Genomic DNA, 14601 nt, shown 5'->3' on the forward strand with positions numbered 1-14601 from the left:
CACACCAGGGGGCGGGATCCGCTGTACTGAACTGGCCCGGGGGAGTAGCGAGCTGCCCGTATCGCAGTGAGGTCCACGGCGTTCGCGTTGTGCGGGGCCGGCACCCGGAGGAGTCATGAGGAAGCCGGGTCGGCGTGCGCCGGCCCGGCTTCACCTCTCTGCGGCTTGGCTACGGCAAGGTGTCGATGACGGACCCGGCAGCGTTGCCGGGGTGGCCGTCAGACCCGCCGTTGTTCTGGAGGACGGTGGGGTGGTTGGCGATCTTCTGGAGGGCGTTGGAGGTGATGACGTTGGAATTGACTCCGTCATCAGCCTGCGCTGCGGGGGCCGCACCGAGTACGAGCGCTGCCGTGATGACTGCCCCGGCCGGGACAAACGACTTCATGAATGGATTCATGCCCCGTGAACGAGTCCAGCGCTGGGCAGGTAACCCGCGCGTAGGTGTCGCGGCCCGGCGCTGCTGACACAGGGGGGGGTAGACGGGGCGCGGTGAGTACGGGCCTGCGTAGCGGGCAGGTCGCCGAGGCGGCCGGGGTGAACATCCAGACGCTGCGCTACTGGGAGCGGCGCGGCCTGCTGGCCGAGCCGGAACGCAGCAACGGCGGCCATCGCCTCTACGGCGAGGAGGCGGTGACCGCGCTGCGGGTGATCAAGTCGTGGTGGCGCAGGTCCTCCGCGATGGCCAGGAGCTCGGCGGCGCCGCGGCCCAGTCGCTTCATCTCGTGCACGGTGAAGATCACCCGCTGGTGGGGGACAGCCGTCTTGATGGTGCGGGCGAACTCCATCGCCTTGACGAACTCCGGGCGGACCTTGATCCGGGTACTGATTCTTTTCCGAGAAGACCGGGTCGCACCCGGTTTCGGCGAGGGCGTCGAGCTGGCTCTTGAGCTCTTGCCGGGCGGTGCTGCACTTCGGGTAACCCACTCTGGTGGGCTTCGTGGCGGTTCCGCAGGTTGTCGGTGCGGAGCGGCCACACAACAGCGGCTCTCAGCCACGACTCAGCCCTCGGTGCCTTGGGCGGGCAGCAGGGACGCTTCGGTCCCGACGTGCTCTCCGCGTAGCTCGACGCCAACGACTACCTCGCCGGGGAGGACGGACAGCCCGCGTTCCACGACACGATCATCGGCGGGCCGCCCGCGGACGCAGATCGTCCTGCAAACGTCGGTGCTGGTCAGCGCCACGGGCCGGGAGCGGCGCGCGGCTCTGTAGTGGGTGCAACTGCCTGCACGCAGGGTCGTGGTGGACTGAAGTCACGCCAGGGTCGATCGTGGGGAATGTGCGGGCAGGGCGAGGCGTGATCCGAGGCGGAGCCGCATTTCTGCGGCGGCCTGGCGTACCTCTTCGGAGTGGGTCTCTTCTTCGAGGGCGTCGAGGAGCATCATGACCGCTCTTGCTTCGTCGCCGGTGAGGAGTTTGAGGCGGGTGTCGGTGACGGCGTCCAGGAGCACGCCGAGGAAGTCTTCGTCGTCCATATCCATGCCGGGACAACGCGGCGCCGAGGCACGGGTCACCCCGCCAAGCGGCCGGGGCTTCTGTTGGGGGAGTACTTCCTGGCGATGGTCGAGGGGGTCAGGGACAAGCCGGGAATCCTGACGCGCCCTGATGTCCGCCGCGGTCCTCGTCGTTGCGCCCGGAGCGGGCGGGCAGGGTGCGGTCTGGCGGTCGGAATACCGTGATGTGCGATCGGGGTGCGTTTCGCGATAGCGGCGTCTGCGGGTACTGGTAACCCGGCGTCGTGCGGACGGTGGAGATCGCAGGCCGGGACCTGGTGGAGGGCGGGGACGAGCAGGCGGATGCGCGCGTCCGCCCGCGGCACCGCCAGTGACCTCGACTGACCGCACAGGCCGCCGCCCACCTCGGACTCGACGAAGACGCCGCACGCCAGCTCATGGCCCGCTTTGGCCGCTGGAGCCCCTACCGCTGACTGGACCCGCCTCGGGCGGATCACGCTTCCGTGGGCGGGCCGGGCTCGGCGCCGGTGGTCCCGCCGTGGACCAGTCCTCGCCTCCTCGTCGTCCGCCTTCCGTCACCGCGGTCGCGCGGCGGCGCAGGCGGCGGAGGCACGGAAACGTCAGCGGCCGAGCACGTATCCGGACGCGATTCAGAAGGCCGGGCCGTCGCGGAGCAGGGTCTAGAGGAGGTCGCGTGCTTCGGCCTTTCCGGCTTCGGCGGTGTAGGTCGCCAGGTTTGTTGCGGGTGGTGAGGGTGTCGGGATGGTCCGCGCCCAGGACGCGGGTCTGGTCGGGGAGCAGGGCTTGGTAGAGGTCGCGTCCTTCGGCCGGATTCCCGGCCAGCCCGGTGTAGTGCGCCGGCGCTGACCGGTTCGTCGTGTCGGACGAGGTGCGTGCGCTGCTGGCGTTGTGGCGCGGGAACGTGCCAGCGGTCCAGCGTGAGCTCGTCGAGAGCACTGCCGCAGTCTCCTCCGGAGACGGCGCCGTCGTTGACGACGTTGCATCGTGCGATCCGGCGGGATCTGACTGCGGGGGAGCGGGCGGGGCTTGCCGGTGGTGGGGGCGAGGGGCGAGGCCCGGAAGATGGCAGGCCGCTCTCGTCCGCCCCGGTGTCAGGGGTAGCCGCAGCTACTGGCGCCGCCGGGGCAGGTAGCGCTGTCGTTGGACATTGCGCCCAGGACCATCAGCACCAGGACTGCGAGTGCCAGGAGGATCACGGGAATGTGGTCAGATGCCCACCTGCCCTGGCCGGCCCCTGGACGCGGTCTTGAGGCGATGCTCTCCGGTGTTGAAGGGCGGGCTTCGCTCTCGCCGCTGGGGGCATCCCCCGGGCCGTCCTGATCATCTGCCGCCATCGCGCCGCCCCTCGCCGCCGTTTTCCCCACCTCATCACACGGCATGCCGGCCGCACCCGTCAAGAACGCGGAAGTCAACCACCAACTGGCCACCAACGATTGCGGGACGCGTACGCAGACCGGAGCCGGGACCTCAGTTGAGATGTCGTCTCCTCAGGTCCCGGGTGAGGCCGATGGAGCAAGCGCCCACTTTGCTGTACCAGGAGGACTGGCGGTGCCGGCCACGCCGGTCAGGAATTCGCGTCGCATCACGGGCTCCTCCACGCGATGCCGCGTGTGAGTGTCATTGGGGGGCGCAGGCATGCACCGGTGGTTTGGCGCGATGGTTGCTGGTGGGGGATGTTCTGGTCGCTGGTGGAGACCTTTCGATGCGGTTTGTGGTGCGTCATCGACGTGCGATGTCGCTGGCCAGCGATGTGCGGTGCCTATGGCCCCGCGGGGTCGTCACGCCCCGCTCGCCGCCAGAGTCGCGCTCGCCGGCGGTCGGCCGTCTGCGATTCGGCGGTGGTTCTTCAGTGCTTCAGCGATTCGTTTTCAGTGGATGCTGGATCTTGTGACCTGGTGGTTTCGGCGGGACGGTGGCCTTGGAGGTCATCTCATTTGGCCAGCCTTCGGTAGCAGACGATGGTGCAGGCGATGTTGGTGAAGGCGAGGCAACACCGGCCCGACATCGGCCGGCGGTCGGTGGTGGCCTGGCTCCTCGCCCACGCCGGGCGAACACGGCGCGCAGCGCAGAGCTAGTGGCTCTGCTCCATAGGTCGACCCGCAATTGATGCGGCGCCGTTTGGCCGTTGTGCATTCTCGCGAGGGATGGAACACGCACGCGGGGTGTCGTCGCTTCGCGGAGCTGACCCGCAGGTTATTCCGGGGATCGCGAGGATCGCATTCGATGCCAAAACGGAACCCGGAAGCCCTTTCGAAAGTTTTCCTTTTGTGATATTCTGTCAAATTATCCGGCTAATGTCCGGCATCATGATGAACAAAGGGCAACCCAGCCAGACAGCTCTCATGTCGGCCGCAGCGCGCGCGGCACACCTCCTCGTCGACGAGACTCCCTCGATTTTCGCCGACACCCTGGCGCAGACCTTCCTGGGCGAGCGTGCTGAAGAACTCCTCGGCTACCACCGGTCCTATGGTGGGCACCCAGTCCTGTCCGGCGCGCGGACGACGGCCGTAACCCGCAGCCGCTACACCGAGAACCGGCTGGCCGAGCTGGTCGGCCGGGGCGTCGACCAGTACGTGATCCTCGGTGCGGGGCTGGACTCCTTCGCTTACCGGTCGGAACTGGCCGACGGCGTGCGGGTGTTCGAGGTGGACAAGCCGGCGACCCAGCACTGGAAGCGGGCGCTGTTGGTTGAGACGGGGACGATGGTGCCGCCGTCTGCCTTCTTCGTCCCGGTCGACTTCGAGAAGGAGTCCGCCCGGTCACTTACCGATCACCTCGTGCGGGTCGGCTTTGACCCGGGCCGACCCGCGCTGGTCAGCTGGCTCGGGGTCACGATGTACCTGACCCCGGAGGCGATCAGGCAGACCCTGGCCGTCATCAGCGGCTTCGCACCCGGAACAGAGCTCATCGTGGAGCACCTCCTCCCGGCCGCACTCCGCGATGAGGCAGGTCAGTCGTATGCGGAGCTGGTCATGGCAGCGGCGGCAGAGCAGGGCGAGCCCTGGCAAACGTTCCTCAGCATCGAGCAGATGGACGCCCTCCTGCTTGAGCACCGGCTCCAGCCGATCGAGTACGTCCGGCAGCGCGAGACGATCGATCCGGGGGAGTGGGACCGTACCGACATGCTGCGCCCGTTCGAGTTGTCCGTCCTCGCCCGCGCGAGCGTCCCCACCCGCTAGAGCGTGTCTCGTTGCTGGGTTGATCAGTCGATCAGTTGATCGGATGAGCCTGTCCGATTAGTGATCACTGATGTGACGGGGGGCCGGATCGAGCCGCTGATGCCAGCCGATCCGTCCGCGGCAGGCGGTGGGCCGACCGCCGCCGCACCCTTGAGGGCATCGCGTGGAAGTACCCGCGCCAACTCGCCCTGGCAGGACCTGCCCCACGAGCCAGTCCTTTCCAGACACGCTCCCTTGAACGGCGCCAGGCCCTGCCGCCGGCACGGGGCCTGAGTGTGTGCGGTGATGCTTTTCGCGTCCGGGGCTGTTACGAGCAGTCCCGGACGCGCTCAGCGGTCGACGACGGGCTTGTCGAAGTCGCGATGGACGAGGGCGACGTCCAGGTTCCGGTCGGCGTGCGGCTGGGCGGGGCCCGCGATGCCGAGCTCGGCGGCGGTCTCCTGGTCGCCGGTCAGCGCGGCCTGGAGGGCGAGGGCGACCGTTCCGGCGCTTTGCCCGTCCACCGGCACCGGCCGGCGGGGAGGCCCGCGTCCGTTGCGCTGCCGTGGCCCGCACGGGCCGGCCGTCAACGCGTCCGCCGTCCCCCTCTACGAGCAGCCCCACCAACTCCCTCCGGGTACTGGGCAAGGACCACCGCTTGACGGGAGGGTTCCGAAGCAATCTCGCCCGTCGCCCGTCGCCCGTCGCCCGTCGCCCGTCGCCCGTCGCCCGTCGCCCGTCGCCCGTCGCCCGTCGCCCGTCGCCGTACGCAATGGCGGTGAGCGCGGGCACGAGGTCCTGCGGGCGGCCCCGTGGGCGGGCTTGGCCACAATCGTCGATCCTCTGCCGCCGGGACCAGCATCCTGAAACAATCATCGAAGAGGACCATCAATAGGGTGTTGACGCGGGGATCGAGGCGGGGGACATGGCGACTGGAGTGAAGCGGGACGACGCGGTCGAGCTCCGAGCGGGGAGCCCGGAGGATCTCGATGCCGTATACAACGAGTTGCGGGGTGCTCCGGGGGTGTCGCTTCGGGCCGTCCCCGTCCCGGGAGAGGCCGGGGAACAGGGGTCGGCGCTGGAGTTCGTCACGGTAGCCTGCTCCGGCGGTGCGATCACCATCCTGTTCCAGATCGTCAAGACGATGATCGAATCCCGTGGGGCCGGGGTCACGTTGAAGTTCCGCCGTGGCGATGCCGAGCTTGAGATCACCGCCAAGAACGTCGACGAGGTCCTGCCGGTTCTCGAGAGCCTCTTCAACGATGAGCCCTGATCGCTCCCGCTCCCGGGCGATCCTGATCGGCACCTCGCACTACCGTGATTTGAACCTCAGACCGCTGCCCGCCGCCACCTGCGTCAGCGCCATGGTGGAGCTGCTGACCGGAGAGGCGTGCGGGTGGCCGCGCGACCGCGTCACAGCGGTCGAGGACATCGACACGCCACGGGACGCGGTCGTGGAGCTGGTGCCGCTGGTGCGGGACGTGACCGATGTCCTGTTGGTCTATTACGTGGGTCACGGGATGCGCACCCGTGACGGACAGCTGGCCCTCGCGCTGAGCGGCACGGTGGCCGACCCGGAGATCCTGTCGGACTCGGCGCTCGTCTACCCCCGGTTGATGGAGGTGCTGCGCGGCTCGCCGGCTGCCACAAAGCTGGTGATCCTCGATTGCTGCCATGCCGAACTGGGGCTGGACGCCGAGTACCACTTCCAGTCCGGGCCCGGCGACCTGACGGGCGCCTATCCGGTGGATGGGATGTACTTCATCGGTGCCAGTACCCGTTACGAGAAGGCCAAGAGCCCGTTGGGCGGCCGGCTGACCCACTTCACGCACAGCCTCATCGATGTCATCGGGGCCGGCATCCCCGGCAAGCCGGCCGAACTGACGCTCCGACAGATCTTCGTCGAGTCGCGGGCCCGGCTGCTGCGGGACAAGCTTCCCCAGCCGGTCGACGGCGGCATGCGGGACGCGTACCAGTTCCCGTTCGCCAGGAACGCCGCGTACAGTCCGCCCTCCGGTGTCCTGGAGGCATCGGAGCAAGCGGTGGAGTGGAACGTCGTTGCCCCGGGCCAGAGCCCGAGCCGGCACCCGAGCCCCCGTCTCCGTGTTCGGCGTCCCGGACGCCGCACCGTGCTGCTCACCGCGATGGGCATCACGGCCGCCGCCATCCCGCTGGTACGCACCTTCGCCAGTTCGAACGGCCGCGAGGCCAAGAGTCCCGGTTTCGTGCCGGTCCCGTACGCCAGGATCAGCGATCCCGGGGTGGCGAGCGCGGCGTTCAGCCCGGACGGCAAGGTGCTGGCCGGCGGCAATGGCAACGGCACGATCTCCTTATGGGACGTCGTCACCCGCGGACGCCTGGCCACGCTCACCGATTTCACCGGCCCCTCGTTCCTGGGGGTGAGCTCGGTGGCGTTCAGCCCGGACGGCACGATGCTGGCGGGTGCCGACAGCCCGGACCGCAGCGATGACTCCCGCGACGGGAAGATCTCACTCTGGGACGTTGCCACTCGTAGACGCATCACCGTTCTCACCGACCCCGGCGTCGTTTCGGTCGGCTCGGTCGTCTTCAGTCCGAAAGGCGCGATCCTTGCCAGCGCCAACGGCATCGGCACGATCTCGCTCTGGAGCGTCGCCGCGCACGCGAAGATCGCCACGCTCACCGGTGCGGTCGCCAACGTCCCCACGGCGACCAAGGCGGTGAACTCCATTGCTTTCAGCCCGGACGGCACGATCCTCGCCGGCTCCACGGTCGCCGGACTGGTCGAACTGTGGGACGTAGCCACCTTCGCGAAGATGGCCACTCTCGCCGGGCCGGGGACGGGTGTGGGCACCTTGGCGTTCAGCCCGGACGGCAGGACACTCGCGGGCGTCATCGGAAACAAGACCGTCCAGCTGTGGGACGTCGTCACGCACAAGGAGGTCGGCGCACTCGGATACACCGACGACGACAGCCATGGGGCCGTCGCCGACATCGTGGTCTCGTTGGCGTTCAGCCCGGACGGCAGGTTCCTCGCCGGTGGTACCGGAGCCGGACTGCTGGTGGTGTGGGACGCCGCCACCCACACCATCGCCACCACGCTCGGCAGGTTCACCTCCTCCGAGGTCGAGGCCAGCGTGCTCGTCGAGTTCAGCCCGGACGGTGGAACACTCGCCGCCGTGCTCATCTCGGAGATCAGACTCTGGACGCTGCGCCGACCGTCCGGGGGAGGATCATGAGGCCCCTGCAGCCGTCTGACGGGGCCCAGATCGGGCCGTACGGACTGGTCGGAGAGCTGGGCCGCGGCGCCCTGGGCCGACTGTTGCTGGCCACCGCGCCGGACCGCCGGTTGGTCGCACTGAGGTCGGTACGCGCGCAGTTCGTCGAGTACGACGGTGTCCGGGCGCGGTGCCGCCGTGAGGTGGACGCCGCGCGACAGGTGTCCGGCGCACACATCGCGGCCGTGCTCGACGCCGACCTCGAGGCACCGGTCCCGTGGGTGGCGTCGGCGTTCGCGCCGGGGGTCCCGCTCGACCTGGCGGTGGACGCCATCGGCCCGTTGCCGGAGGAACCGCTGCTGCGTCTTGCCGCCGGACTGGCCTCCGCGCTGACCGACATCCACCGCGTCGGTGTCGTACACGGCGGCCTGCGACCTTCCGCCGTCATACTCGGCGACGACGGTCCGACCGTGACCGACTTCGGCATCGGGCGAGCGGCTGCGCACGATGGTGACAACGAGCCGACCCCCCTGAACCGGCTCCTCTCCACCTCGGCGTTCATGTCGCCGGAGCACGCCGAGGGCGGTCGGGTCACATCGCGGAGCGATGTCTTCTCATTGGGCGCCGTGCTGGCCTTCGCATGCGTCGGCAGGAGTCCGTTCGCCGGGTCCTCGACTCCACAGTCGCTCTACAACATCGTGTACAGGGAAGCCGACCTCGGCGCGGTCCCGGAACGGTTGCGTCCGATCATCGAGTCGTGCCTGGCCAAGGACCCGGTCCATCGCCCGACGCCTGATCAGATCCTTGAGTCCGTCGGCCGGATCGCACCGTCGGCCCGGCCGTGGCCCGCTCCGGTGCACACACTGATCGCCAGGCACGGCGAGGAGGCGACCCGGCTCGTCCAGACGCCTCGGGAGTCGGCGGCCATGCCCCTCCCTGAGGACGGCTCCCTCTCGGAGCAGCCGGAGCGCCGGAGCAGCCGGACCGCCCGGAGAGTCGGGTACATGGGTGCGCTCGCCGGCCTTCTCGTGCTGCCGGTCGCCACCGTGGTGTGGTTGCAGTGGGGGTCACCCGATGCTCCGGTCGCCGACCCACGGGCGGGGGCGTCCTCCGTGAGCGGGAGTGCTTCCCAGCCCCCTCCGTCGGTCACGGCCAAGCCGCCTGCCAAGCCGCCGGTCAACCTGCTCGGTCACACCGGCTACATCACCAGCGTGGCGTTCGGTCCGGACGGCCGCACCGTGGCCACCGGGGGCGCAGACGGCAGCGCGCGGCTTTGGAGCGTGGCCGACCGGGTGCAGCTCGGCGATCCCTTGATCGCGGGTTCGGGCCACTCCGTCAACGCCGTGGTGTTCAGTCCGGACGGCCGCACCCTGGCCACCGGGGGCACCGACGGTACGGCACGCCTGTGGAGCGTGTCCGATCGCCGGGAGCTCGCACAGTGGCCGGCCGTACGCTCCGACTCCGTCGACACCGTGGCGTTCAGTCCGGACGGGCGCACGCTGGCCACCGGGGGCAGCGACGGCGACACCCGACTGTGGGACGTGAGCACCCATCAGCAGATCGGCCAGCCCTTCGGGCGGTTCAAGTTCATCACCGTCAACGCCGTGGTGTTCAGTCCGGACGGCCGCACCCTGGCCACCGGAAGCAACGACGGCGTCACGCGCCTGTGGGATGTGACCACCCATCAACAACTCGGTCAGCCGATCGGGAACTCCCTCAACGTCATGAGTGTGGCGTTCAGCCCGGACGGACGGACCCTGGTGACCGGCAACTGGGACCACACCACCCGGCTGTGGGAGGTCGACAGCCATCGGCAACTCGCCCAGTTCGAGGACACGACCACCATCCTCGATGTGGCGTTCAGTCCGGACGGCCGCACGGTTGTCACCGCGAACACCTCCGACCTGCGGCAGTGGGACGTCGGCAGCCATCAGCTACGGGGCCAACTCGTCAGCGGCGCGGTCGCGAGTCCCTCATGCGTGGCGTTCAGTCCTGACGGCCGCACGATTGCCACCGGGAGCGGGGACAACGACGGCGCGGTGCAGCTGTGGGACGTCGACTCTTTCCGCTGAGCGCCCGAAGCTGTCGGCGACAGCGATGGCCGTGCCGTTCGGGTTCGAGGCCGGGTACCTACTGCTTCGACTGCCACACGGGGCCGTCGGTGTCGCTGTAGTACTCGGACCGACGACGGCCGGGTCGGCGGGGTCGCGGCGGACGCCGAGGGAGTGTCCCGGCCGGTGATCTGGACCTGCTTGGGCGAGCCGGCGTACCTGCCGAAGGCGAACCAGGGTAGTGAGATGCGCAGCGCTCGTACCGCATGCACACCCTGACTGGCGCTGACGGCGGGCATCGCGCTCGCCACGGTGGCCGTGGCCCTGCCCGCACCCGTGGCCTCGGCATCGACCGACACGGTCGGCCGCTCCCGGTACCGGCCCGCCTACTGGTTGGGCGCGGTGCGTGCGAGCCGTGCCGCTGCCTGCGGGATACGCCGTGGGCAGCGGGGAGGCGGTCAACCTCTTCGGAGTCATGGTCGGCCTTCGCAGTCTCCGAGCTCACGGAAACAGCCGTCGCCTCCTCCCTGAGCAACCATCAGGCCACGCTCGATCCCCGTCACCGCGTCAAGCATCCAAGTGATCGCCAAGATGCCGCCCGGCCGCCCCGAGAACCCGCCCCGCCCTCCACCGTAGCGGCCCCGACGGGCGGACAGCAGCGAGGGCTCCCTAGGGGTGCACAGACGAGCCTTACGGGCCAGGACCCTACGCACGCTTGTCGCAGCATGCAACCCAGCGGTGAAATATTTCTGAATCTACGTCAGTCATCTGTTGCAAGCTACTAGTTGCTCCCGCGGCGGCGGCCTGCTCCAGGTGTGGCCACTCCACCGCTGATCGCCAACACGGAGCAGGTGGAAACCGGCTGCATCAGGCCGCTGACCTGCCCATTCGTGGCATCGCCCAGGCCGACGCCATCCGGTCCGGGCGCACCGGGGCGGCGTACCTGGACCGTGGCACCCGACCCGCACGCGCGGGAAGCCGGCGCGATCGAACTGAACACATCTATTGACACCACTCTTCCTCAAAGCATCAATAGGCAACACAGTTCAACAACTTGCAACACGACGTGCGAGGAAGGGAGCCGCCTGTGCCTGCCGTCGCGTCCGGTGCGGCGCACGCCCTTCCCCCTTCCCCGCCGCGCGCATAGCCACCGCGCGGACCCTGCCGGCCCTTCGGCGCCCGGCCGGCACATCGGCCCGATCTTCCCGGTCCCGCCCTGCGGGACGCGACGCAACGGCGGCAACCACGCTCGCGCGACCGCGAGTACGCCTCAGGCGGCCTCGTCCGGCCCGACTCGCCTTGCAATGCCTCGGCGGTCGGCTTCGGGACGGCACGGATCGGCGTTCGAGACCAGCCGTCATCGCGCGAGGAACCCCCCATTCGAAAGGATCAATTGCACATGCGTCGTTCTGCTTGTGTGTTAACTGCCCTACTCGCAACGGTCGGCACCGCAATCGCCGTTCCCAGCACGCCCGCGGTGGCCGTGTCGGGGGCGAAGGCAGGGCCCTACGTGATCGAAGTCGAGAACATGTCGCTGACCAACTTCGCGACAGACACCGTGAATCACACCTGGAACGGCACGTCAGTCGACAACGTCACCTATGCACGGGGTGCGTCAGGACAGACGAGCACGGCCAGAACGACCTTCAACGGCTCTGCCGGAACCTACGACCTCATCACGCGCTACAACGGCAAGACCGCGAACGGAGTGAAGTACGAGATCTCCGTGAACTCCGCCCTTGTGGATTCCTGGGCCACGTCCCAGCGGTACGGCCGTGACTACACCGATCCTATGAGCATCGACACCCGCACGTCGAGCAAGGTGACGCTCAAGGCCGGTGACATCGTCGAGCTGACGGCCACGTCCACCGGCGAGGTACCGCGCGTCGACAAGATCACGATCCAGGAACACGCGGGGCCGCCGACCAGCACGCTGACCCTGAACTCGCCGAACGCGACACTGAACGACGGCTTCAACTGGGGCAAGGACCGGGCCTTGGGGATGACGTTCTACCCCGGGAACCCGATGATGGGGCACGAACCCGAGTGGTGGCGCCTGAAGAATTCCACGCACCCGACGGTGGAACCCGGCTACTGGGGTGCGTACACCAATCGGGAGTCCTACTACAACCGGGACATCTCCCACCAGTCGGACGGCGCGCACGCGCTCGGCCTGGACGCCGAGACGCTCCACATGATGAAGACGTTCGCCGCCGATGCCGACGATCCGGGTCAGAACGGCTGGCCGCTGTGGGCGCACAGTTCTACCGGAGCCATGTACTACATCGACGGCACCGGCTTCCGGGAACTGCCGTCGCCGTTCAACCTCATGACCAAGGCGTACAAGCAGTACCAGTGGACCGGCAACTCGGACTGGATCAACGATCCGGCCCTCTCCGCGTTCTACGACTCGACGATGGGTTCGTTCCTGGCCGGCCACGAGGTGAAGTGGAACGACGCGAACCCGTCCGGCGAGCAGCCGGTTTCGAGGAAGCAGCCCGGGGAGTACACGGCGACGTTCTTCGAGTTCCCGAACGAGAACCTCGTCTCCGCAGCCGATTCGCTCGGTTACCAGTACCAGTCGATGCTCGCCTACGCGGAGATCCTGAAGGCCAAGGGTGACAACGCCAACAGCGCGAAGTGGGCCGATCGTGCGAAGCGGGTGCGCGACCACTTCGAGACGAACTGGTGGGATGCGTCGACCAACCGGTACATCCGGGGCAAGGACGCCGGCGGCACCGGCTACAGCAGTTGGGGCCACGAGGCCAGCTTCCTGATGATGCTGACGGGGCTGGGCGACCACGGCGCCAAGACCGGCAGCTACCTGGACTTCATCGCCGCCAACGATGACGATCTGAACGTCGAGGCGACCTCCTACCTGCCGGAGATGTACTACCAGTACAACCGGTCCACGGAGGGCTGGGCGTGGCTCAAGAAGCTCATGACCGGCAAGAACAGCTATCCGGAGATCTCGTTCCTGGCGGTCAGCAGCGTCATCGACGGCATCATGGGAGTACAGCCGGACGCCCCGAACGACAAGGTGGCCACCGTCTCACGGCTGACGTCCGAGACACCGTGGGTGGAGATCGACCACCTCAAGGTCGGTGACAACGACCTGAAGCTCAAGCACACCGGTACGACGGGCTCCACGCTGACCAACAACTCCGGCGGCACCGTCAACTGGGAGGCCCAGTTCTACGGGACCCCCGCCACGATCACCGTGAACGGCACCGTACAGACGCCGCAGACCAAGTCGCTGTACGGCAAGACCGTGTCGTACGTGACCGTACCGGTGGCCGCCGGCGCGTCCGTGACCGCTACGGCCGGGACGCCGGAGGCCGACACGATCTCCCCCACCGCGCCGACCAACCTCGCATCGAGCAATGTGACGTCGAACAGCGTGGACCTCAAGTGGACGGCATCGACCGACAACGTCGGCGTGAGCGGTTACAAGATCTACCGCGGCAGCACGCTCGTCGGCACGTCGACGGGGACGAGCTTGACCGCGACGGGGCTGACGGCCTCGACGCCGTACACGTTCACGGTGAAGGCGTTCGACGCCGCCGAGAACGTATCCGGAGCCAGCAGCGCCGTCGCCGTCACGACCGCCACCAGCGGAAGCAGTCAGACGGCCCATCTGAGCGATCTCACCTGGAGCGATGCCAGGAGCGACTTCGGCACCGTGCGCAAGGACAAGAGCGTCGACGGGAACCCGATCAAGCTGAACGGCACGGCCTACAGCAAGGGCATCGGCACGCACGCCAACAGCACCATCACCTACTCCCTGAAAGGCGCCTACACACGCTTCCAGTCGGACCTCGGCATCGACGACGAGGTCAGCGCCAACGCAACGGTCACGTACGAAGTCTGGGGCGACGGCGTCAAGCTCTACGCGAGCCCGGCGCCCTTGACACCGACGAGCCCGACCCAGCCCGTCGACGTCGACATCACCGGCGTGAACACACTGGTACTGAAGGTGACGGACGCAGGCGACGGCATCAACAGCGACCACGCCGACTGGGCGGGAGCCAAGGTCATCGGGAAACCTCAGGCGCCAACGGCCCTCAGTGACCTGGACTGGACAGGTACTCCCACGATCGGGTCGGGCACCGTGCGCAAGGACAAGAGCGTCGACGGGAACCCGATCAAGCTGAACGGCACGGCCTACAGCAAGGGCATCGGCACGCACGCCAACAGCACCATCACCTACTCCCTGAAAGGCGCCTACACACGCTTCCAGTCGGACCTCGGCATCGACGACGAGGTCAGCGCCAACGCGACGGTCACGTACGAAGTCTGGGGCGACGGCGTCAAGCTCTACGCGAGCCCGGCACCCCTGACGCCGGCGAGCCCGACCCAGCCCGTCGACGTCGACATCACCGGCGTGAACACACTGGTACTGAAGGTGACGGACGCAGGCGACGGCATCAACAGCGACCACGCCGACTGGGCGGGAGCCCGACTGGTGCGGTAAGAACAGCCCACAGGCCGGCGGGAGCCCCCAGGCGCCCCGCCGGCCTGTGACCCGGACACCGCGCTCTGCCCGGCCCGTGACCCGATCCGACGGGGAGCCTGGCGCAGCAGCAGCGGTGGACGGCGCCGAGCCTCCGCCGTGGCCCTCGCGGCTAGCCCCGTCAGGGCCAGGTAGGTCTGCGAGTCGGTCAAGGCGGAGGAACCTGTCCGACATACCCCTCCCCGAGATCGCCGTCCGCATCGGCTGAGC

At 68.3% G+C, this 14601-nt stretch carries 9 protein-coding genes and 2 pseudogenes; 7 read left to right on the forward strand and 4 right to left on the reverse strand.

The annotated features are described in order from the left end of the window. Window positions 1-169: 169 nt before the first annotated feature. A complete protein-coding gene (locus tag ACFWBY_RS27145; RefSeq protein WP_385339815.1) occupies window positions 170-385 on the reverse strand; it encodes a hypothetical protein in 216 nt (71 codons plus the stop codon). Between the two features lie 149 nt (window positions 386-534). Between ACFWBY_RS27145 and ACFWBY_RS27150 the strand changes: the two are divergent. After that, a pseudogene (locus ACFWBY_RS27150) lies at window positions 535-600 on the forward strand (MerR family DNA-binding transcriptional regulator); the annotation flags it as partial. Between the two features lie 14 nt (window positions 601-614). Here ACFWBY_RS27150 and ACFWBY_RS27155 read toward each other — a convergent pair. Continuing rightward, window positions 615-785 (reverse strand): hypothetical protein, encoded by a 171-nt coding sequence (locus ACFWBY_RS27155; protein WP_385339841.1) that lies wholly within the window; start codon window positions 783-785, stop codon window positions 615-617. 465 nt (window positions 786-1250) lie between these two features. After that, complete coding sequence (locus ACFWBY_RS27160; RefSeq protein ID WP_385339812.1) at window positions 1251-1472, reverse strand: hypothetical protein; 222 nt, start codon at window positions 1470-1472, stop codon at window positions 1251-1253. 2294 nt (window positions 1473-3766) lie between these two features. On the opposite strand from ACFWBY_RS27160, the gene ACFWBY_RS27165 reads away from it, so the two are divergent. Both ACFWBY_RS27165 and ACFWBY_RS27170 read left to right on the forward strand, forming a co-directional pair. Next, complete coding sequence (locus ACFWBY_RS27165; protein ID WP_385339809.1) at window positions 3767-4651, forward strand: class I SAM-dependent methyltransferase; 885 nt, start codon at window positions 3767-3769, stop codon at window positions 4649-4651. Between the two features lie 99 nt (window positions 4652-4750). Then, a pseudogene (locus ACFWBY_RS27170) lies at window positions 4751-4861 on the forward strand (IS5/IS1182 family transposase); the annotation flags it as partial. A gap of 119 nt (window positions 4862-4980) precedes the next feature. Here ACFWBY_RS27170 and ACFWBY_RS27175 read toward each other — a convergent pair. Then, a complete protein-coding gene (locus ACFWBY_RS27175) occupies window positions 4981-5154 on the reverse strand; it encodes a hypothetical protein (protein WP_385339806.1) in 174 nt (57 codons plus the stop codon). A gap of 401 nt (window positions 5155-5555) precedes the next feature. On the opposite strand from ACFWBY_RS27175, the gene ACFWBY_RS27180 reads away from it, so the two are divergent. From ACFWBY_RS27180 to ACFWBY_RS27195, 4 genes are all read left to right on the forward strand, one after another. Continuing rightward, entirely contained in the window at window positions 5556-5903 is a 348-nt protein-coding gene (locus tag ACFWBY_RS27180; RefSeq protein ID WP_385339803.1) for a hypothetical protein, read from the forward strand. Continuing rightward, window positions 5893-7848 carry a caspase family protein gene (locus ACFWBY_RS27185; protein ID WP_385339800.1) on the forward strand — a complete coding sequence of 652 codons (1956 nt, stop codon included), beginning with the start codon at window positions 5893-5895 and terminating at the stop codon, window positions 7846-7848. The genes ACFWBY_RS27180 and ACFWBY_RS27185 overlap by 11 nt, the downstream gene beginning before the upstream one ends. Continuing rightward, window positions 7845-9899, forward strand: coding sequence for a WD40 repeat domain-containing serine/threonine protein kinase (locus ACFWBY_RS27190; RefSeq protein ID WP_385339797.1), 2055 nt, complete (start codon window positions 7845-7847; stop codon window positions 9897-9899). Before ACFWBY_RS27185 ends, ACFWBY_RS27190 begins: the two co-directional genes overlap by 4 nt. Before the next feature lie 1489 nt (window positions 9900-11388). Further along, window positions 11389-14352: an NPCBM/NEW2 domain-containing protein gene (locus tag ACFWBY_RS27195; protein WP_385339794.1), complete on the forward strand. Its 2964-nt coding sequence runs from the start codon at window positions 11389-11391 to the stop codon at window positions 14350-14352. The last annotated feature ends 249 nt before the right edge of the window (window positions 14353-14601 follow it).

Source organism: Streptomyces sp. NPDC060049 (genome assembly GCF_042736715.1).
Classification (GTDB): Bacteria; Actinomycetota; Actinomycetes; order Streptomycetales; family Streptomycetaceae; genus Streptomyces.